18 protein-coding genes are annotated in these 18901 nt (G+C 73.5%); 16 read left to right on the top strand and 2 right to left on the bottom strand.

The window, feature by feature from the left end; all coding sequences use genetic code 11:
- Positions 1-37: 37 nt before the first annotated feature.
- The 5 genes from truA to glmM all read left to right on the top strand — a co-directional run bounded on the left by truA (position 38) and on the right by glmM (position 5488).
- Positions 38-949: a tRNA pseudouridine(38-40) synthase TruA gene (gene truA / locus ACZ34W_RS11095; protein ID WP_329488110.1), complete on the top strand. Its 912-nt coding sequence runs from the start codon at positions 38-40 to the stop codon at positions 947-949.
- 41 nt (positions 950-990) lie between these two features.
- The gene (locus ACZ34W_RS11090) at positions 991-2664 is read left to right on the top strand and encodes an ABC-F family ATP-binding cassette domain-containing protein (protein ID WP_329488108.1); all 1674 of its coding nucleotides are present in this window, start codon (positions 991-993) and stop codon (positions 2662-2664) included.
- Between the two features lie 286 nt (positions 2665-2950).
- Positions 2951-3394: a 50S ribosomal protein L13 gene (gene rplM / locus ACZ34W_RS11085; RefSeq protein WP_329488106.1), complete on the top strand. Its 444-nt coding sequence runs from the start codon at positions 2951-2953 to the stop codon at positions 3392-3394.
- 46 nt (positions 3395-3440) lie between these two features.
- Positions 3441-3944: a 30S ribosomal protein S9 gene (gene rpsI, locus ACZ34W_RS11080; protein WP_329488104.1), complete on the top strand. Its 504-nt coding sequence runs from the start codon at positions 3441-3443 to the stop codon at positions 3942-3944.
- 179 nt (positions 3945-4123) lie between these two features.
- Positions 4124-5488: a phosphoglucosamine mutase gene (gene glmM, locus ACZ34W_RS11075; protein ID WP_465603240.1), complete on the top strand. Its 1365-nt coding sequence runs from the start codon at positions 4124-4126 to the stop codon at positions 5486-5488.
- A gap of 79 nt (positions 5489-5567) precedes the next feature.
- Here glmM and coaA read toward each other — a convergent pair whose 3' ends face one another.
- Entirely contained in the window at positions 5568-6563 is a 996-nt protein-coding gene (gene coaA, locus ACZ34W_RS11070; protein WP_329488101.1) for a type I pantothenate kinase, read from the bottom strand.
- A gap of 99 nt (positions 6564-6662) precedes the next feature.
- Here coaA and glmS point away from each other — a divergent pair, with 99 nt between their 5' ends.
- The 6 genes from glmS to ACZ34W_RS11040 all read left to right on the top strand — a co-directional run bounded on the left by glmS (position 6663) and on the right by ACZ34W_RS11040 (position 14330).
- The gene (glmS, locus tag ACZ34W_RS11065) at positions 6663-8519 is read left to right on the top strand and encodes a glutamine--fructose-6-phosphate transaminase (isomerizing) (protein WP_329488100.1); all 1857 of its coding nucleotides are present in this window, start codon (positions 6663-6665) and stop codon (positions 8517-8519) included.
- A 168-nt stretch (positions 8520-8687) separates the two neighbouring features.
- Entirely contained in the window at positions 8688-10244 is a 1557-nt protein-coding gene (locus ACZ34W_RS11060; protein WP_465603237.1) for an NAD(P)H-hydrate dehydratase, read from the top strand.
- 426 nt (positions 10245-10670) lie between these two features.
- Positions 10671-11927 (top strand): alanine racemase, encoded by a 1257-nt coding sequence (alr, locus tag ACZ34W_RS11055; protein ID WP_465603235.1) that lies wholly within the window; start codon positions 10671-10673, stop codon positions 11925-11927.
- Complete coding sequence (locus ACZ34W_RS11050) at positions 11924-13393, top strand: alpha/beta fold hydrolase (protein ID WP_465603233.1); 1470 nt, start codon at positions 11924-11926, stop codon at positions 13391-13393. The genes alr and ACZ34W_RS11050 overlap by 4 nt, the downstream gene beginning before the upstream one ends.
- A gap of 104 nt (positions 13394-13497) precedes the next feature.
- Positions 13498-13995 (top strand): tRNA (adenosine(37)-N6)-threonylcarbamoyltransferase complex ATPase subunit type 1 TsaE, encoded by a 498-nt coding sequence (gene tsaE / locus ACZ34W_RS11045; protein ID WP_352291294.1) that lies wholly within the window; start codon positions 13498-13500, stop codon positions 13993-13995.
- Between the two features lie 137 nt (positions 13996-14132).
- Complete coding sequence (locus tag ACZ34W_RS11040; RefSeq protein WP_380382418.1) at positions 14133-14330, top strand: hypothetical protein; 198 nt, start codon at positions 14133-14135, stop codon at positions 14328-14330.
- 90 nt (positions 14331-14420) lie between these two features.
- On the opposite strand, the gene ACZ34W_RS11035 is transcribed toward ACZ34W_RS11040, so the two are convergent.
- The gene (locus ACZ34W_RS11035; protein WP_329492136.1) at positions 14421-14993 is read right to left on the bottom strand and encodes a hypothetical protein; all 573 of its coding nucleotides are present in this window, start codon (positions 14991-14993) and stop codon (positions 14421-14423) included.
- A 174-nt stretch (positions 14994-15167) separates the two neighbouring features.
- Between ACZ34W_RS11035 and tsaB the strand changes: the two genes are divergently transcribed.
- From tsaB to ACZ34W_RS11010, 5 genes are all read left to right on the top strand, one after another.
- Positions 15168-15824 (top strand): tRNA (adenosine(37)-N6)-threonylcarbamoyltransferase complex dimerization subunit type 1 TsaB, encoded by a 657-nt coding sequence (tsaB, locus tag ACZ34W_RS11030; protein ID WP_465603230.1) that lies wholly within the window; start codon positions 15168-15170, stop codon positions 15822-15824.
- A 158-nt stretch (positions 15825-15982) separates the two neighbouring features.
- A complete protein-coding gene (gene rimI, locus ACZ34W_RS11025) occupies positions 15983-16462 on the top strand; it encodes a ribosomal protein S18-alanine N-acetyltransferase (protein ID WP_329492135.1) in 480 nt (159 codons plus the stop codon).
- Entirely contained in the window at positions 16455-17543 is a 1089-nt protein-coding gene (gene tsaD / locus ACZ34W_RS11020; protein WP_329488090.1) for a tRNA (adenosine(37)-N6)-threonylcarbamoyltransferase complex transferase subunit TsaD, read from the top strand. The genes rimI and tsaD overlap by 8 nt, the downstream gene beginning before the upstream one ends.
- A complete protein-coding gene (locus ACZ34W_RS11015) occupies positions 17540-17893 on the top strand; it encodes a hypothetical protein (RefSeq protein ID WP_465603228.1) in 354 nt (117 codons plus the stop codon). The genes tsaD and ACZ34W_RS11015 overlap by 4 nt, the downstream gene beginning before the upstream one ends.
- Positions 17894-17953: 60 nt before the next feature.
- Entirely contained in the window at positions 17954-18892 is a 939-nt protein-coding gene (locus ACZ34W_RS11010; RefSeq protein ID WP_465603226.1) for a polysaccharide deacetylase family protein, read from the top strand.
- Positions 18893-18901: the final 9 nt, after the last annotated feature.

Here is an 18901-nt window from a genome sequence, read left to right as displayed (position 1 = left end):
GGGGAGCGGGCCCGTTCCTTCTGTCTGGAGTGAAGCAGTGATCGACGATTGCGCCGAGCGTCCGCCGGTGAAGGACGGCCCGGCCGACGGGTACGTCCGGGTCCGGCTCGACCTCGCCTACCAGGGCGCGGAGTTCTCCGGCTGGGCCCGCCAGCGCGGTGGCCGCCGCACGGTGCAGGAGGAGATCGAGAGCGCGCTGCAGATCGTCACCCGCAGCACCGAGCTGTACCCGCTGACGGTCGCCGGACGGACCGACGCCGGCGTGCACGCGCGCGGCCAGGTCGCGCACGTCGACCTGCCGGCCGAGCTGTGGGCCGCGCACCGCGAGAAGCTGCTGCGCAGGCTGGCCGGGCGGCTGCCCGGGGACGTCCGGATCTACCGGATCGGCGAGGCGCCGGCCGGCTTCGACGCCCGTTTCTCGGCGATCTGGCGCCGCTACGCCTACCGCGTCGCCGACCACCCCGGCGGGGTGGACCCGCTGCTGCGCGGCCATGTGCTCTGGCACGACCGGCCGCTGGACGTCGAGCGGATGAACGCGGCCGCGGCGCTGCTGCTGGGGGAGCACGACTTCGCCGCGTACTGCAAGAAGCGCGAGGGCGCGACGACCATCCGCACGCTGCTGGAACTGCGCTGGGACCGCGTCCCGGTCGACTCCTACGCCTCGCAGGAGGGCTCGCTGGCGGTCGCCACCGTCCGCGCCGACGCCTTCTGCCACAACATGGTGCGGGCCCTGGTCGGCGCGATGCTGCTGGTCGGCGACGGGCACCGGCCGGTGGAGTTCCCCGGCGAGGTGCTGGCCGGCGGGGTGCGCAACTCCGCGGTCAACGTGATCCGGCCGTACGGGCTGACGCTGGAGGAGGTCGGCTACCCGGCCGACGACCAGCTCGCCGAGCGCAGCCGGCTGGCCCGCCGGATCAGGACGCTGCCGGGACAGCCGGTGGTCGGCTAATCCGTTTTGGTCCTGGGCCGCGGCTTGGGAGAATCGTCCGCATGGGACACGTCGAGATTTCGCACCTTGAGTACTACCTGCCGGACGGGCGGGTGCTGTTCGACGACGCGTCCTTCCGGGTCGGCGAGGGCTCCGCGGTCGCCCTGGTGGGCGCCAACGGCGCCGGCAAGACCACCCTGCTGCGCATGATCGCGGGCGACCTCCAGCCGCACGGCGGCTCGGTCACGATCAGCGGCGGCCTCGGCGTCATGCGCCAGTTCGTCGGCACCACCGGGCGCGAGGCGAAGCAGGACGACGAGGACCGGCAGGGCCCGGCCCCGCTGGCCGCCGACGCCTCCGTCCGCGACCTGCTGGTCTCGGTGGCCCCCGAGCGGATCGCCGTCGCGGCCCGCGCGGTCGACGCCGCCGAGCTGGCGATGATCGCCCAGGACGACGAGAAGACGCAGATGGCCTACGCCCAGGCGCTCTCCGACTGGGCCGACGTCGGCGGCTACGACTACGAGACCGACTGGGACGTCTGCACCACGGCGGCCCTCGGGATGCCCTTCGACAAGGCCCAGTGGCGCGGGCTGAACACGCTCTCCGGCGGGGAGCAGAAGCGCCTCGTCCTGGAGGCCCTGCTGCGCGGCCCCGAAGAGGTGCTGCTGCTGGACGAGCCGGACAACTACCTGGACGTCCCCGGCAAGCGCTGGCTGGAGGAGGCGATCAAGGCCACCTCCAAGACCGTGCTCTACATCTCGCACGACCGCGAACTGCTCTCCCGTACCGCCGAGAAGATCATCAGCGTCGAGTCCGGCGCGGCCGGCAGCAGCGTCTGGGTGCACGGCGGCGGCTTCGACTCCTTCCACGAGGCCCGCAAGGACCGCTTCGCCCGCTTCGAGGAACTCGGCCGGCGCTGGGACGAGGAGCACGCCAAGCTCAAGAAGCTGGTGGTCACCCTGCGCCAGGCCGCCTCGGTCAGCCACGCGCTGGCCACCCGCTACGCCGCGGCGCAGACCAGGCTGAAGAAGTTCGAGGAGGCGGGCCGCCCGGAGGAGCCGCCCCGCGAGCAGAACATCACCATGCGGCTCAAGGGCGGCCGGACGGGCGTCCGGGCCTTCACCATGGAGCAGCTGGAGCTCACCGGCCTGATGAAGCCGTTCGACCTGGAGGTCTTCTACGGTGAGCGGATCGGCGTGCTGGGCTCCAACGGCTCGGGCAAGTCGCACTTCCTGCGGCTGCTCGCCGGCGACGGGACGGTCGCCCACACGGGTCAGTGGAAGCTCGGCGCCCGTGTCGTGCCGGGCCACTTCCGGCAGACCCACGCCCACCCGGAACTCTTCGGCCGCACGGTGCGCTCGATCGTCGAGGAGGAGCACGCGCTCAGCCGCGGCGCCGCGATGGGGGCGCTGCGGCGCTACGAGCTGGACCGCCAGGAGGAGCAGAAGTTCGAGTCGCTGTCCGGCGGCCAGCAGGCACGGCTGATGATCCTCAAGCTCGAACTGGACGGCGTGACGGCGCTGTTGCTGGACGAGCCGACCGACAACCTGGACCTGGAGAGCGCCGAGGCGCTGCAGGCCGGCCTGGAGGCCTTCGACGGCACCGTGTTGTGCGTCACGCACGACCGGTGGTTCGCCAAGACCTTCGACCGCTTCCTGGTCTTCGGCGCGGACGGCCGTGTGTACGAGTCCGCGGACCCGGTCTGGGACGTCACCCGGGTCGAGCGCGAGCGCTGACCGGAGCCCCGCCCGGGCGGTGCGGGAGCACCGATCGGGGGCCGTCCGGGCCGCTTTCCGGCCCGGACGCCGAGGGGGGATTTTGACCGACCCCGGCGCGCCCGGTAGCCTGGGGGCTTGTTGTGCGTATTGGCTCGCTCTATCTCACGTGAGAGGTCGGTACGCCGGAGATATCAGGTCGACGACCCAGCGGCTCCCCTTGAATTGCGTCCAAGGCGGCCAGGCTGATGCCCTCGACCGGGTGCTCCTGTCAGGACTCACTCACTGAAAAGCAGAGGCTACGACCGTGCGTACGTACAGCCCCAAGCCCGGCGACGTCCAGCGTCAGTGGCACGTCATCGACGCGACCGACGTCGTGCTCGGCCGCCTGGCCTCCCAGGCCGCCAACATCCTCCGGGGTAAGCACAAGGCGATCTACGCGCCGCACGTTGACACCGGTGACTTCGTCATCATCATCAACGCGGACAAGGTGCACCTGTCGGGTAACAAGAAGACCCAGAAGCTGGCGTACCGCCACAGCGGCTTCCCGGGCGGTCTCCGCTCGGTCCGCTACGACGACCTCCTGGCGAACAACCCGGAGAAGGCCGTCGAGAAGGCCATCAAGGGCATGATCCCCAAGAACACCCTGGGTCGCCAGATGCTCTCGAAGCTGAAGGTCTACTCGGGCGACCAGCACCCCCACGCTGCGCAGCAGCCGGTGCCGTTCGAGATCACCCAGGTCGCGCAGTAACTCCGGCCACCTAGCCCCCCAACACTGAAAAGAGCTGAGGAACACCGTGGCCGAGACCACTGAAACCCTTGAGGTCGACTTCGACGAGACCGTCGTCGAGGGCGAGTTCACCTCCGAGGAGAGCTACACCTCCGAGTCGCTGGCCGGCCGCTTCGGCGAGGCCGTCCCCGGCGCCGGCCTTGGCCGCCGCAAGGAGGCGATCGCCCGCGTGCGCATCGTCCCGGGCACCGGCGTCTGGAAGATCAACGGTCGCACCCTGGAGAACTACTTCCCCAACAAGGTGCACCAGCAGACCGTGAACGAGCCCTTCAAGCTGCTGGAGCTGGACGGTCGTTACGACGTCGTCGCCCGCATCTCGGGTGGCGGTACCTCCGGTCAGGCCTACGCGCTGCGCCTCGGCGTGGCCCGCGCACTGAACGAGGCCGACGTGGACAACAACCGCGCCGCCCTCAAGAAGGCCGGCTTCCTGATGCGTGACGCGCGTGCCGTCGAGCGCAAGAAGGCCGGTCTCAAGAAGGCCCGTAAGGCCCCGCAGTACAGCAAGCGCTAGTCGCGCCCGAGGGGGTGTGTGCCGCCCTGGTGGTGCACACCCCCGGTTGCGCTCTCACGCCCCGGAGTACCCCGTGTACTCCGGGGCGTCGTGCTCCCCGCGCATGGTGCGAAGGCCGGGGATTCGATCGAATGGACTGCCGGGTTTACCTGCCAGCAGCGGTGATGGAGGACGGGACAGTGGGACGACTCTTCGGTACGGACGGCGTACGCGGTGTGGCCAACGTGGGGCTGACGGCGGAGCTGGCGCTCGGGCTGTCCGTCGCGTCGGCGCACGTCCTCGGTGAGGCGGGGGCCTTCGACGGCCACCGGCCGGTCGCGGTGGTCGGCCGCGACCCGCGCGCCTCGGGCGAGTTCCTGGAGGCCGCGGTCATCGCCGGCCTGGCGAGCGCGGGCGTCGACGTACTGCGGGTCGGCGTGCTGCCGACCCCGGCGGTGGCCTACCTCACCGGCGCCCTCGGCGCCGACTTCGGCGTGATGCTCTCCGCCAGCCACAACGCGATGCCGGACAACGGCATCAAGTTCCTCGCCCGGGGCGGCCACAAGCTGGACGACCGGATCGAGGACGCCATCGAGGCGCACTACCGCGCCCACGCCGTCGGCGGCGAGGAGTGGAAGCGCCCGACCGGCGAGGCCGTCGGCCGGGTCCGCGAGTACACCGAGGGCTTCGACAAGTACGTCGCCCACCTGATCGGCGTGCTGCCCAACCGCCTGGACGGCATCCGGGTCGTCATCGACGGCGCGCACGGCGCGGCCGCCTACGTCGCCCCCGAGGCGTTCGCCCGGGCCGGCGCCGAGGTCGTCCACACCCTGGGGGCGGAGCCCACCGGTCTCAACATCAACGACGGCGTCGGCTCCACCCACCTGGACCGGCTGCAGGCCGCGATGAAGGAGTACCGGGCCGACCTCGGCATCGCGCTCGACGGCGACGCCGACCGCTGCCTGGCCGCCGACGCGGAGGGCAACGAGGTCGACGGCGACCAGATCATCGCGATCCTGGCCGTCGCCATGAAGGAGGCCGGCACCCTGCGCGGCAACACCGCCGTCGCCACCGTGATGTCCAACCTGGGCTTCAAGCTGGCGATGGAGCGCGAGGGCGTGGACCTGGTGCAGACCGCGGTCGGCGACCGCTACGTGCTGGAGGCGATGAAGGAGCACGGCTTCGCGCTCGGCGGCGAGCAGTCCGGCCACGTCATCCTGCTGGACCACGCCACCACCGGTGACGGCACCCTGACCGGTCTGATGCTGGGCGCCCGGCTGGCCGCCACCAAGCAGCCGCTGGCCGACCTGGCCGCCGTGATGACCCGGCTTCCGCAGCTGCTGATCAACGTCAAGGGCGTGGACAAGGGCCGGGTGAACTCCTGCGTCGAGCTGTCCGCGGCGGTCGCCGAGGCCGAGGCCGAGCTGGGCTCCACCGGCCGGGTGCTGCTGCGCCCCTCGGGCACCGAGCCGCTGGTCCGGGTGATGGTCGAGGCCGCCGACCAGGTGCAGGCCAAGGCCGTCGCCGAGCGGCTGGCCGAGGCCGTCCGCACGTACCTGGGCTGACGCCCGCTCAGCGTGTGAGCAGGGCCCCCGCCGTGACGAACGGCGGGGGCCCTGCGGCGTTCTGTCGGGGCGGCCCAGGTCAGAGCTTGCGCAGCAGCGCGCGGCGGACCTTGTGGTCCTGGCCCTTCTGCAGGACGAGGGTCGCGCGGCCGCGGGTGGGCAGCACGTTCTCCAGCAAGTTCGGCTTGTTGATGGTGCGCCAGACCTGGCGGCCGTACTCCATCGCCTCCTCCTCCGGCACCTCGGTGAAGCGGCGGAAGTAGGAGTTCGGGTCCTGGAAGGCGGTCTGCCGCAGCTTGCGGAAGCGGTCCAGGTACCAGTTCTCGATGTCGTCGGTGCGGGCGTCGACGTAGATGGAGAAGTCGAAGTAGTCGGTGACCGCGAGCCTGGTCCGGCCGTCCGTTCCGGGCAGGGCCGGCTGGAGCACGTTCAGGCCCTCGACGATGAGGATGTCCGGACGCTCCACGGTCAGCCGCTCGTCGGGCACGATGTCGTACACCAGGTGCGAGTACACCGGCGCGGTGACCAGCTCCTTGCCGGCCTTCACGTCCGCCACGAAGCGCATCAGCGCACGGCGGTCGTAGGACTCCGGGAAGCCCTTGCGGGCCATCAGACCGCGCCTGCGCAGCTCGGCGTTGGGCAGCAGGAACCCGTCGGTGGTGACCAGCTCGACCCGGGGGTGCTCGGGCCAGCGGGCCAGCAGCGCCTGGAGCAGACGGGCGGTGGTGGACTTGCCGACCGCGACGGAGCCGGCCACGCCGATGATGAACGGCGTGCGGGTGCGTTCGGTGTCCGGCGTGTCCAGGAAGGTGCCCAGCGCGCCCCGCAGGTCGTGGGTGGCGTGGATGTAGAGGTTCAGCAGGCGGGACAGCGGCAGGTAGACGTCACGGACCTCGTCCAGGTCGAGGGCGGTGCCGAGACCGCGCAGCCGTTCCACCTCCTCGGCGGTCAGCGGCAGCGGCGTACGCTCGCGCAGCGCGCTCCACTCGGCCCGGCTGAGGTCCACGTAGGGGGACGGCGACGGGCCGGGCGTGGCGGCGCCCCGCGTACAGAGTTCGGTCAGCACATGCTCCATTGTGGGCCGTAGCGGCGTTCACGGTGGCTGTGGTGTCGGTCACGCACGGTGGGGGAAGGGTGCGAATGGGGCGTCCCGGGCGCCCTTATGCTGGCACGCATGTGCGGAATCGTTGGATACGTGGGCTCTCAGCCCGCCCTTGATGTAGTAATCGCAGGCCTGCAGCGACTGGAGTACCGGGGCTACGACTCGGCCGGTGTCGCGGTGCAGGTGCAGGGCTCCGACGGGCAGTGGAGCCTCGCCACCGACAAGCGGGCGGGCAAGCTCGCCAACCTGGAGAAGTCGCTCGCCGAGACCCCTCTTCCCGGCGGCACCACCGGCATCGGCCACACCCGATGGGCCACCCACGGCGGCCCGACGGACGCCAATGCCCACCCCCACCTGGACGACGCCGTCCGGGTGGCCGTGGTCCACAACGGCATCATCGAGAACTTCGCCCAGCTGCGGGCGGAGCTGACCGAGCGCGGCCGGACGCTGCGCTCCGAGACCGACACCGAGGTCGTCGCGCACCTGCTGGCCGAGGTGTACGAGGGCGACCTCGCGGAGGCCATGCGGATCGTCTGCCGCCGGCTGGACGGCGCGTTCACCCTCGTCGCCGTGCACGCCGACGCGCCGGACGTCGTGGTCGGCGCGCGCCGCAACTCGCCGCTGGTGGTCGGGCGCGGCGAGGGCGAGAACTTCCTCGCCTCGGACGTGGCCGCGTTCATCGCCCACACCCGTGAGGCGATCGAGCTCGGTCAGGACCAGGTCGTCGAGCTGCGCCGGGACGGCGTCACGGTGACCGACTTCGACGGCAACCCGGCCGAGGTGCGCGAGTACCACGTCGACTGGGACGCCTCGGCCGCCGAGAAGGGCGGCTACGACTACTTCATGCTCAAGGAGATCGCCGAGCAGCCGAAGGCCGTCGCCGACACCCTCCTCGGCCGGATCGGCACCGACGGTCGGCTCACCCTCGACGAGCTGCGGATCTCCGACGCCGACCTGCGCTCGGTGGACAAGGTCGTCATCGTCGCCTGTGGCACGGCCTTCCACGCCGGCATGATCGCCAAGTACGCGATCGAGCACTGGACCCGCATCCCCTGCGAGGTCGAGGTGGCCTCGGAGTTCCGCTACCGCGACCCGATCATGGGCCCGGGCACGCTGGTCATCGCGATCTCGCAGTCCGGCGAGACCATGGACACCCTGATGGCGCTGCGGCACGCGCGCGAGCAGGGCGCCAAGGTGCTGGCGATCTGCAACACCAACGGCTCGACCATCCCGCGCGAGTCGGACGCGGTGCTCTACACGCACGCCGGCCCGGAGGTGGCGGTCGCCTCCACCAAGGCGTTCCTGACCCAGCTGGTCGCCTGCTACCTGGTCGCGCTCTACCTGGGCCAGGTGCGCGGCACCAAGTGGGGCGACGAGATCTCCGCGGTCATCAAGGAGCTCGGCGACGCGCCCAAGCAGGTCGAGCAGGTGCTCCAGACCATGGAGCCGGTGCGCGAGCTGGCGCGTTCGCTGGCCGACGCCAAGTCCGTGCTGTTCCTCGGCCGGCACGTCGGCTTCCCGGTTGCCCTGGAGGGCGCGCTCAAGCTCAAGGAGCTGGCGTACATGCACGCCGAGGGCTTCGCGGCGGGCGAGCTGAAGCACGGGCCGATCGCGCTGATCGAGGAGGGGCTGCCGGTCGTGGTGGTCGTGCCGTCGCCGCGCGGGCGGTCGATCCTGCACGACAAGATCGTCTCCAACATCCAGGAGATCCGGGCCCGCGGTGCGCGCACCATCGTCATCGCGGAGGAGGGCGACGAGGCGGTCGTCCCGTACGCGGACCACCTGATCCGCATCCCCGTGACGCCGACCCTGCTGCAGCCGCTGGTCTCCACCGTGCCGCTGCAGGTCTTCGCCTGCGAGCTGGCCACGGCCAAGGGCCACGAGGTCGACCAGCCGCGCAACCTGGCGAAGTCGGTCACCGTCGAGTAGCCGATCGCCGTTCTGACTCGGGTGGTGCCCCTGCGGTGGTTGCGTCCCACCGCAGGGGCACCGTGTCGAGCTGCGGGGGGAACGGGGCGGGTCGATCAGCTTCGCTGAACGGGCGTAGCGTCGGCGGTAGTCGTTGCCGAGGGTCAGCCGAGGGTTAGGGGCTTGCGCATGCGCCGTGCTCACCGTGTCGAACAGGTCCGGGCCGCCGAGGCCGAACTGATGGCCCGGCTGCCCGAGGGCACCCTGATGCAACGGGCCGCCGCCGGTCTCGCCGCCACCTGCGCCCGGCTGCTGACGCGCCGTCGCGGCCGGGTGTACGGGAGCCGGGTGGTGGTGCTCGCGGGCAGCGGGGACAACGGGGGTGACGCGCTGTACGCCGGCGCGGCACTGGCCCGGCGGGGCGCGCGGGTGACGGCGGTACTGCTCGCGCCCGAGCGCGCGCACGTGGACGGGCTGGCCGCGCTGCGGGCCGCGCGCGGGCTGGTCGTACTGGAGCAGGAAGTCGGCCTGGCCGACTTCTCGCGCGCGGACCTGGTGCTGGACGGCATCGTCGGCATCGGCGGCCGGGGCGGGCTGCGCCCCGAGGCGGAGCCGTACGCACGGGCGGCGCGTCGGGGTGTGGTGGTCGCGGTGGACGTGCCCAGCGGTGTGGACGCCGACACCGGTGAGGTGGCGGGAGTGGCGCTGCGGGCGGACGTCACGGTCTGCTTCGGCACCCACAAGCCCGGGCTGTTGATCGATCCAGGAGCCTCCTACGCCGGTGCGGTGCAGCTGGTGGAGATCGGGTTGGAGCTGCCGACGGCCGACGTGGAGGCCCTGCAGCACGCCGAGGTGGCGGCGCTGCTGCCGGTCCCGGGAGCGGAGAGCGACAAGTACCGGCGCGGCGTCGTCGGGGTGGCGGCCGGCTCGGCGACGTATCCGGGGGCCGCACTGCTGGCGGTCGCCGGGGCGCTGCGCGGTGGCGCGGGGGCGGTGCGGTACGTCGGCACGGCGGCCGAGGAGGTGGTGCGACGGTTCCCCGAGGTGCTGGTCACCGAGGGCGGACCGGCCGGGGCCGGGCGGGTGCAGGCCTGGGTGGTCGGCCCGGGTGGCGGGGACGGAGCCCGGCAGGCGCTCGGCGAGGCGCTGGCGAGCGACGTGCCCGTGCTGGTGGACGCGGACGGGCTCACCGAACTGGGCCGACTCGGCCCGCAGGCCCTGACCGGGCGGACGGCGCCCACGCTGCTCACCCCGCACACCGGTGAGGCGGCCCGGCTGCTGGCGGGGGCGGGGGCTGCGGGCACCGCACCGCCGCCCGCCGACGACCTGGCCGCCGCCCGGCTGACCACCGCGCGCCGACTCGCCGCCGCGTACCGGGCGACGGTCCTGCTGAAGGGCTCCACCACGGTGATCGCGGACCCGGGAGGCGCGGTGCGGGTCAACCCGACCGGCACCCCGTGGCTGGCGACGGCCGGGAGCGGCGACGTCCTCGCAGGCCTGGCCGGCGCCCTGCTGGCGGCCGGCCTGTCCGCGCTGGACGCGGCATCGGTGGCGGCGTACCTCCACGGCCTGGCCGGCCGCCGCGCAGCGGGGTTGGCGGGGGGTGTTGGCGCAGGTGTCGGCGTGGCGAGCGACGAGGGGGCGCTGGGCGTGCCGGGTGCGCCAGTCACCGCGTTGCAGGTGGCGGACGCCCTGTCGGCAGTCTGGCGCGATGTGCGGGCGTCCGCGGGGGCTGGCGAGGAATAGGTTGACCGGTCTACATAGTGGGCGGATTGCGTGCGCTGGCCTCGCCCGGAGCGGAGTGGGAAGTCGGCCGGGCCGACTTCTCGTGCAGGTGGGCGGAGAGTGACTGAATATGTAGACCGGTCTAAATGTTTGGTCGGCGGATGCCTGAGAGCCTCTGAAGAGCGGGGGCCGGAGTGGGAAGTCGGCCTGGCCGACTTCCTACTCCCACGCAGGTTCAAGCCCGGCCGCCCCGCCCGCCCCGGCGGCGCCCGCGCCCCCGTGCCGCAGGTGCCGCGGGTGCTCCGGCCCTGGCGGGAACCGGTGGTGCTTCGGGGGCGTCGGGGACGAGGTGGCGGGGTGTAGGGGCGGGTCGGCGGGTGGGGGCCGGGCCGCCGCGCCGACGGGCCGTTCGGCGAGGACCATGAGACGTCTGGGAGACTGACCCTGATGACAACTGCGAACACGACCGGCACGGCCACTCTCACCGACGGCGTACGGGCTGAGGCGACCATCGATCTGGCCGCCCTGCGCGGCAACCTCGCCGCGTTGCGCGAGCGCGTCGGCGCCGCCACGGTGATGGCCACGGTCAAGGCGGACGCCTACGGCCACGGCGCGGTCCGCTGTGCCCGCGAGGCGGTCGCCGCAGGCATCGGCTGGCTCGGCACCGCCCTCCCGCAGGAGGCGCTGGCTCTGCGCGCCGCCGGGATCCGCCCCGACGAGGCCCGCATCCTCTGCTGGCTCTGGACGCCGGGCGGCCCCTGGCGCGAGGCGCTGCTCGCCGACATCGACGTCTCCGTCAGCGCCCAGTGGGCGCTGGACGAGCTGCTCGCCGCCGTCCGCGCGACCGGTGTCCCGGCCCGGGTGCATCTGAAGGCCGACACCGGCCTCGGCCGCAACGGCTGCCAGCCGCACGACTGGCCGGAGCTGGTCGGCGCGGCGCGCCGCGCCGAGGCCGAGGGCCTGCTCACGGTGGTCGGCGTCTGGTCGCACTTCGCGGCGGCGGACGAGCCCGGCCACCCGTCCATCCAGGCCCAGCTGGACGCGTTCCGCGAGGCGCTCGCGTACGCGGAGGCGGCCGGGCTGCGCCCCGCGGTGCGGCACCTCGCCAACTCCCCGGCCACCCTGCTGCTCCCGCAGTCGCACTACGACCTGGTCCGTACCGGCCTGGCGATGTACGGGCTCTCGCCCGTCCCGGAGGTCGGCTCGCCGGCCGACTTCGGGCTGCGTCCGGTGATGGCGCTGACCGCCCGGCTGGCCCTGGTCAAGCACGTGCCCGGCGGGCACGGCGTCAGTTACGGCCACCACTACACCACGCCTGGCCCGACCACCCTGGGGCTGGTGCCGGTGGGCTACAGCGACGGCATCCCCCGGCACGCCAGCGGCACCGGCCCGGTGCAGATCGCGGGCAAGTGGCGCACGGTGGCCGGTCGGGTGGCGATGGACCAGTTCGTCGTCGACCTCGGCGGCGACACCCCCGCGGTCGGCGACGAGGTGCTGCTGTTCGGCAACGGCGAGCAGGGCGAGCCGACCGCCGAGGACTGGGGCCGGGCCTGCGGCACCATCTCCTACGAGATCGTGACCCGGATCGGCGCCCGGGTGCCGCGCCGCTACCTGGGCGCGACCGCCGAGGCCCCGACGGCCGACGCCCCTGCCGCGGAGGGCGTGCCGACGGCGGGCGCGGCGACCGAGGGCACGAGCGTATGAGCGAGGAGGCCGGCTCCGGTCCGGTCGCGGCGGTGGCCAAGGCGGCCGGTGCGGCCTCCGGGGTGAGCCGGGCCGGTCTGATCGGGATCTCGGTCGGCGTGGTCGCGGCCGGCGCGGCCGCCGGTGTGGCGATCGAGCGGCTGACCGTCGGCCGGGCCACCCGCCGCCGGGCCCGCGCGGAGCTGGACGCCAACGCCCCGTACGGCTCGCTCCGCGGGCGCCCGTGCACGGTGACCGCCGCCGACGGCACCGAGCTGTACGTCGAGCTGGACGGCACCGGCTGGCCCGAGCCCGTCAGCGTCCGGCCCGAGGAGGGCGCGGAAGAACGCCCGGACGACGAGGTCGTCGCAGCCCCAGGCCCAGGCCCAGCCCCCGGTACCAGTGCCGCCGCCCGCCGCGGCTGGTTCGTCCGCCGCCGGACGGACGGCCCCGGCACCGCTACCGGCTCTGGCGCCGGCACCGCTACCGGCACCGGCGACGGACCGGTCGACCGGAGCGGGCTGCCCGGTCTGCTGGGCGGCTCCGGCGCGCTGGTGCGGGCCGGCCGACGCTCGGGCCTCGGCCCCGCCGCCGCCGTCGGGCGGCGCGAACCGCTGACCGTGGTGTTCTGCCACGGCTACTGCCTCAACCAGGACAGCTGGCACTTCCAGCGGGCCGCGCTGCGCGAGGGCATGCGCCTGGTCTTCTGGGACCAGCGCAGCCACGGCCGGTCCGAGCGCTCCCGCTCGTTCCTGGCCGGTGAACTCGCGAGCATCGACCAGCTGGGCGGGGACCTCAAGGCGGTGATCGACGCCGTCGCGCCGACCGGCCCGCTGGTCCTGGTCGGCCACTCGATGGGTGGGATGACGGTGATGGCGCTCGCCGACCAGGAGCCGGAGCTGTTCCGGGAACGGGTCGCCGGGGTCGCGCTGATCGGCACGCTGGCGGGGGACTGGGAGGCCGTGACGCTCGGTCTGCCGGCGGTCGGCGCCAAGCTGTTCAAGAAGGTCGCACCCGGCGTGATGAAGCTGCTCGGCCGCCAGGTCGAGCTGGTGGAGGCGACCCGGCGGCTCGGCGCGGACGTCAGCGCCGTCTTCTACCGGAAGTTCTCCTTCGGGGGGAAGGACGTCGACCCGGGCGTGGTGCGGTTCGCCGAACAGTTGCTCGACGCCACGCCGATCGACGTGGTGGCCGAGTTCTACCCGGTGTTCGGCGCGCACGAGAAGACCGCCGCGCTGGCGGCCCTGCGGGGCATCCCCACCCTGGTGCTCGCCGGCACCAAGGACCTGCTGACCCCGCCCGCGCACAGCGAGGCGATGGCCGAGCAGCTGCCCGGTGCCGAGCTGCTCCTGGTGGAGGACGCCGGGCACCTGGTGATGCTGGAGCGCCCGGACCTCGTCGACCAGCGGCTGGTCGCGCTGCTCAAACAGGCGGTCGACTACCACGGCGCGGCGCCGCTGCCCTCCTCGGTGGGCGAGACGCCGTAGCGGCCCAGGGCCACCGGCGCACGCCCGGCCGGGGATGTGGCACCGTAGCGGAGGCGCCCGGCGGTCGGTGCGCCGCAGTACGGATCGAAGGGCTTGAATCGCGCATGGGCTCGCACGCCACTCTCACCGTCGCCACTCCCGAGCGGATGGGCCGACTCGGCCGGGAGCTGGCCGCGCTGCTGCGGCCGGGGGACCTGGTGCTGCTCTCGGGGGAGCTGGGGGCCGGGAAGACCACGCTCACCCGGGGCCTGGGGGAGGGCCTCCAGGTGCGCGGGGCGGTCACCTCGCCGACCTTCGTGATCGCCCGGGTGCACCCGTCGCTGGTCGGCGGCCCGGCGCTGGTGCACGTGGACGCGTACCGGCTGGGCGGGGACCTGGACGAGATGGAGGACCTCGACCTGGACGTCTCGCTGCCGGAGTCGGTGGTCGTGGTCGAGTGGGGCGAGGGCAAGGTCGAACGGCTCGCCGAGAGCCGGCTGGAGGTCCGGATCGAGCGCGCCATCGGCGCCGAGGCGGACGACGACGATCTGGACCCGCGCCGGGTGCTGCTGAACGGGATCGGGTCGCGCTGGACCGGGGTGGAGCTGGCCGCGCTGGCCTGAGCCGACGAGCGCCGGCGGGCCCGGACACGGGCCGATACCGACGGTTGCCGACAGGCTGTCGGCAAAGTGTTGCGGGCGGGGTGCCGGGCGTGATGGGATGGGTGTCGCGGTTAGGTCTGCCTAACTAGGGAGGCGCCATGTCGAGCACCACCCCCGCCCCGGAGCGCGCGCCGCGCGGTACCGGGGCCGGAGAGCCCGCCCGCAGCGTCCAGGGCGCGCCGATGCGGGCCCTGCTGGCCGCGTGTGCGGCCGCGGAGGCGGTCTCCACTCCGCCGGAGCGCCGGGAGAGCGCGGCACCGGCCGAACCGGTGGCCGACACGCCCCGCGCGGCCTGACACTCGGCACCCGCCCCGAACCGGGGGCCGCACCCGAGCCGGATACCGCCTCGGGCCCGCCGCCCGCCCCGGCCTGCGGGTCGCGCGTCCTCAGGCGATCACGACGACCTTGGTGCCGCTCGGCGCGAAGTCCCAGAGCAGCTGCCCCTCCGCCCGACCGCTGCGGATCCCGCCGGTCTTGGTCTTCGGGTCGGCGGCGGGGGTGGCGCCGTCCACGGCCGCACTGAAGCCGAACACCACGCCGTTCTGCTGGGCGAAGCGCACCACGTGCTCGATCTGCCGTCCGTCCGTGCCCGTGCTGGTGGCGGCCCGGCTGTACACCGGGTAGCTGCCGGGGGTCGGCTCCACCGATCCCGGGGTGACCGCGAAGGAGGCCACCACCTGCGGGTTCTTCTTGGGGTCGACCAGCCAGACGTAGTGGCTGCCGGCCGAGTAGACGACCCGCAGACCGGCCCCCGAGGTGGTCGGGAGCGCGGGGACGGTCGGGGTGGCCGAGGCGGTCGGGGTGGCCGACGCGGACGGTCCGCCGGACGAGGCGGTGGTGCTCGCGGTCGGCCCGGTGGCGCCTGCGCGGTCCTGTGCGCCGTTGGCCTGGAAGGCCAGCAGGCTCACCACCGCCAGGGCCCCCAGGGTCAGCCCCGTGACCACCACTCCAGGACCCATCTTCGCCACGTGTCGCTCCCACCGCCGTCCCAAAACCCGTCGGCCCCATCGTGCCAGGTCCGCTCGTTCCCGCCCGCACCCCGTAGGACGTGTGTTCCGAACCAGGACACCTTGTCGATCGGGCGGACCAGGACCGGAGGCGGTCCACGGCTCCGACCGGTCTAACCTTGACCCGTGCTGCTGCTCGCGTTCGACACCGCTACCCCCGCCGTCACCGCCGCCGTCCACGACGGCACGGCCGTCCTCGCCGAGACCGACCAGGTCGACGCCAGGCGCCACGGTGAACTGCTCCTCCCCGCCATCGACCGGGTGCTGCGGGAGGCCGGTGTCGACAAGCACCGGCTGACCGGCATCGCGGTGGGCGTCGGCCCCGGCCCCTACACGGGCCTGCGGGTCGGCCTGGTGACCGCCGCCGCGCTCGGCCACGCCCTGGGCGTCCCGGTGCACGGCGTCTGCACCCTGGACGCGATCGCCCACCGGGCGCGCGCCGAGGGCCTCGCCGGGCAGCCGTTCACGGTGGCCACCGACGCGCGCCGCAAGGAGGTCTACTGGGCCTCGTACGACGCGGCCGGCCGTCGCGCCGAGGGCCCCGCCGTGGACCGCCCGGCCGAGCTGACGCCGCGGCCGCGGGCCGTCGGCGCCGGTGCGCTGCTGTACCCGGAGGCCTTCCCCGGCGCGCACGGGCCCGAGCACGTCTCGGCCGGCGCGCTGGCCGACTTCGCCGCCGCCGAGCTGGCCGCCGGGCGCGAGCTGCTGCCCAACGTGCCGCTGTACCTGCGCCGCCCGGACGCCCAGGTGCCCGCCGGCTACAAGGCGGTGCTCCCGGCGTGACCGGCCCGAACGGCGCGCACGGCCTGAACGGCGCGCACGGCCCGAACGGCCCGAACGGCGCGCACGGCCTGAACGGCGCGCACGGCCCGAACGGCCCGAACGGCCTGAACGGCGCGCACGGCCCCGACGGACCGGGCCACGGCACCACGCTGCGCCCGATGCGCTGGTGGGACATCGCGCCGGTGATGGAGCTGGAGCTGGCGCTCTTCCCCGAGGACGCCTGGTCGACCGGGATGTACTGGTCCGAGCTGGCCGAGGCCCATCGCGGCGGCACCCGCCACTACACCGTGGCCACCACCCCGGACGGCGCGATCGTCGGCTACGCCGGGCTGATGGCGGTGGCCGGCGAGGGCGATGTGCAGACCATCGCCGTCGACACGCGGCACCAGGGCACCGGCCTCGGCGCGCTGCTGCTCACCGACCTGATCCGGGAGGCCGCCCGGCGCGACTGCGCGGAACTGCTGCTGGAGGTGCGGGTGGACAACCCGCGCGCCCAGCGGCTCTACGAGCGCTTCGGCTTCGAACCCGTCGGCATCCGGCGCAACTACTACCAGCCGGCCGGCATCGACGCGCTGGTGATGCGCCTCGACCACCCCAGTACTGACCCGAAGGACCTGAAGGAAGACCGCCATGGCTGACGAACCGCTCGTCCTCGGTATCGAGACCTCCTGCGACGAGACCGGCGTCGGCATCGTGCGCGGCACCACCCTGCTCGCCGACGCGGTGGCCTCCAGCGTCAACGACCACGCCCGGTTCGGCGGTGTGGTGCCCGAGATCGCCAGCCGCGCGCACCTGGAGGCGATGGTCCCGACCATCCAGCGCGCCCTGGACACCGCCGGCATCAAGGCGAGCGACCTCGACGGCATCGCCGTCACCGCGGGCCCCGGCCTGGCGGGTGCGCTGCTCGTCGGCGTGAGCGCCGCCAAGGCCTACGCCTGGGCGCTGGACAAGCCGCTCTACGGGGTCAACCACCTGGCCTCGCACATCTGCGTGGACCAGCTGGAGCACGGCCGCCTGCCCTCGCCGACGATGGCCCTGCTGGTCTCCGGCGGGCACTCCTCGCTGCTGCTCAGCGAGGACATCACCCGTGACGTCCGCCCGCTCGGCGCGACCATCGACGACGCGGCCGGCGAGGCCTTCGACAAGGTCGCCCGGGTGCTCGGCCTCGGCTTCCCCGGCGGTCCGGTGGTCGACCGCACCGCCCGTGAGGGCGACCCCAAGGCGATCGCCTTCCCCCGGGGCCTGAGCGGCCCGAAGGACCCGGCGTACGACTTCTCGTTCTCCGGCCTGAAGACCGCCGTCGCCCGCTGGGTGGAGGCCAAGCGCCGGGCCGGCGAGGAGGTGCCGATCGCGGACGTCGCGGCCTCGTTCCAGGAGGCGGTGACCGATGTGCTGACCCGCAAGGCGGTCAAGGCCTGCAAGGAGAACGGCGTCGACCACCTGATGATCGGCGGTGGCGTGGCGGCCAACTCCCGGCTGCGCGAGATGGCCCAGCAGCGCTGCGACAAGGCGGGCATCCGGCTGCGGGTGCCGCGTCCGGGCCTGTGCACCGACAACGGGGCGATGGTCGCCGCGCTGGGGTCCGAGATGGTCTGGCGCGACCGCGCGCCCTCGTCCTTCGACCTGTCGGCCGACTCCTCGCTGCCCGTCACCGAGGTGCACGTCCCGCACACGGACGTGCACGGCCAGGCGTACCAGGCGCTGGGCGGCGGTCGGTGACCACCACCGCCGCGATGTGGGAGGCGCGGGCCGCCGACGGCCGCGGGGCCGAGCTGTCGGCCTGGGTCCGCGAGGTCGCGCTGCCCGCGCTGCGCGGCTCGGCCGGTCTGGTCCGCGCCGAGCTGTTCGGTGCGCCGGGCGACCGGGTGCTGCTGATCACCTGGTGGACGGCGGAGCCGGTGCCCGTCCCCGAGCCGCCCGCCGCACTGATCGGCCGCCCGGTGCACCGCTGGTCCTTCGCCAGCGAGCACCTGGAGTCCAGCGAGTACCCGGAGTCCAGCGAGCACCCGGAGACCGGGGCGGGCCCGGAGACCTGCGCGAACCCGGCGTCCGGGCCGGACCCGGAGTAGCGAGCTGCCGGGCCTGTCCGGGAACCGAACGGCCGCCCACTACCGTGCATAGCTGAGAGCATGCTGGACGGTAGCTGGGAGCGCGGCGCGGTGGAGCGGTACGGGCGGGGCAGGACGAGGACGTACGCGGTGGGGGCGCTGGCGCTGCTGGCCGCCGCCACCGGCTGTGGCAGCGGCGGCACGGGCGCCGGGCCCGCGGCGACCGCCGCGACGACGCCGGCGGTCGGGCAGCGGCCGTCCGCCGCGGCGAGTCCGACTCCCACGGCGACGCCCGCCGCGGTGCCCGCCGCCGGGGACGCGGCGGCCTGGGCGAAGTGGAACCTCAAGCCGCTGCCGCCCGCCCCGCCGGCGCCGGCCGACAAGCCGGTCAAGCTCGAACGGACCGGCCCCGTACCGGTGTTCAGTGAGGTGAAGACCACCGACAAGGTCGTCTTCGTCACCATCGACGACGGCGCCGAGAAGGACCCGAAGTTCGTCGAGATGCTGACCGACCTCAAGGTGCCGGTCTCGATGTTCCTGACCCGGGACATCGTCAAGGACGACTACGGCTACTTCAAGCCGCTCCAGGCGCTCGGCAACCACATCCACAACCACACCGTCGACCACGCCCAGATGAGCAAGGTCGCGCCGGAGAAGCAGAAGTCCGAGATCTGCGACGCCCAGTCCGCGCTGACCCAGCAGTACGGCACCGCGCCGCTGCTGTTCCGCCCGCCGTACGGGGACGGCGCCAACACCCCGGCGCTGAACACCTCGGTGCAGCAGTGCGGGCCGCGCGCGATCGTGCTCTGGCGCGAGTCGATGCAGATCCACGACATGCAGTACCAGGCGGCGGACAAGAAGCTGCGGCCCGGCGACATCGTCCTCGCCCACTTCCGGGGGCCCAAGGACCTCAAGGGCGAGACGATGACGCAGATGTTCGGGGAGCTGCTGGCCCGCATCCAGGAGCAGGGTTTCGCGGTGGCCCGGCTGGAGGACTACATCCGGCCGCCCGCCGGCTGACCGGGAGTC

The sequence above is a fragment of the Kitasatospora sp. NPDC022856 genome, assembly GCF_055561235.1.
The sequence above is the reverse complement of the archived record's forward strand: the minus strand, read 5'-3'. Positions and strand labels throughout refer to the sequence as shown.

What these genes read in the sequence shown, in the direction of transcription:
- ACZ34W_RS11090 (WP_329488108.1), top strand. Translation starts at nt 991, where the DNA reads ATGGGACACGTCGAGATTTCGCACCTTGAGTACTACCTGCCGGACGGG.
- coaA (WP_329488101.1), bottom strand. Translation starts at nt 6,563, where the DNA reads ATGGAGCATGTGCTGACCGAACTCTGTACGCGGGGCGCCGCCACGCCC.
- glmS (WP_329488100.1), top strand. Translation starts at nt 6,663, where the DNA reads ATGTGCGGAATCGTTGGATACGTGGGCTCTCAGCCCGCCCTTGATGTA.
- ACZ34W_RS11060 (WP_465603237.1), top strand. Translation starts at nt 8,688, where the DNA reads ATGCGCCGTGCTCACCGTGTCGAACAGGTCCGGGCCGCCGAGGCCGAA.
- alr (WP_465603235.1), top strand. Translation starts at nt 10,671, where the DNA reads ATGACAACTGCGAACACGACCGGCACGGCCACTCTCACCGACGGCGTA.
- ACZ34W_RS11050 (WP_465603233.1), top strand. Translation starts at nt 11,924, where the DNA reads ATGAGCGAGGAGGCCGGCTCCGGTCCGGTCGCGGCGGTGGCCAAGGCG.
- tsaE (WP_352291294.1), top strand. Translation starts at nt 13,498, where the DNA reads ATGGGCTCGCACGCCACTCTCACCGTCGCCACTCCCGAGCGGATGGGC.
- ACZ34W_RS11040 (WP_380382418.1), top strand. Translation starts at nt 14,133, where the DNA reads ATGTCGAGCACCACCCCCGCCCCGGAGCGCGCGCCGCGCGGTACCGGG.
- ACZ34W_RS11035 (WP_329492136.1), bottom strand. Translation starts at nt 14,993, where the DNA reads ATGGGTCCTGGAGTGGTGGTCACGGGGCTGACCCTGGGGGCCCTGGCG.
- rimI (WP_329492135.1), top strand. Translation starts at nt 15,983, where the DNA reads ATGCGCTGGTGGGACATCGCGCCGGTGATGGAGCTGGAGCTGGCGCTC.
- tsaD (WP_329488090.1), top strand. Translation starts at nt 16,455, where the DNA reads ATGGCTGACGAACCGCTCGTCCTCGGTATCGAGACCTCCTGCGACGAG.
- ACZ34W_RS11010 (WP_465603226.1), top strand. Translation starts at nt 17,954, where the DNA reads ATGCTGGACGGTAGCTGGGAGCGCGGCGCGGTGGAGCGGTACGGGCGG.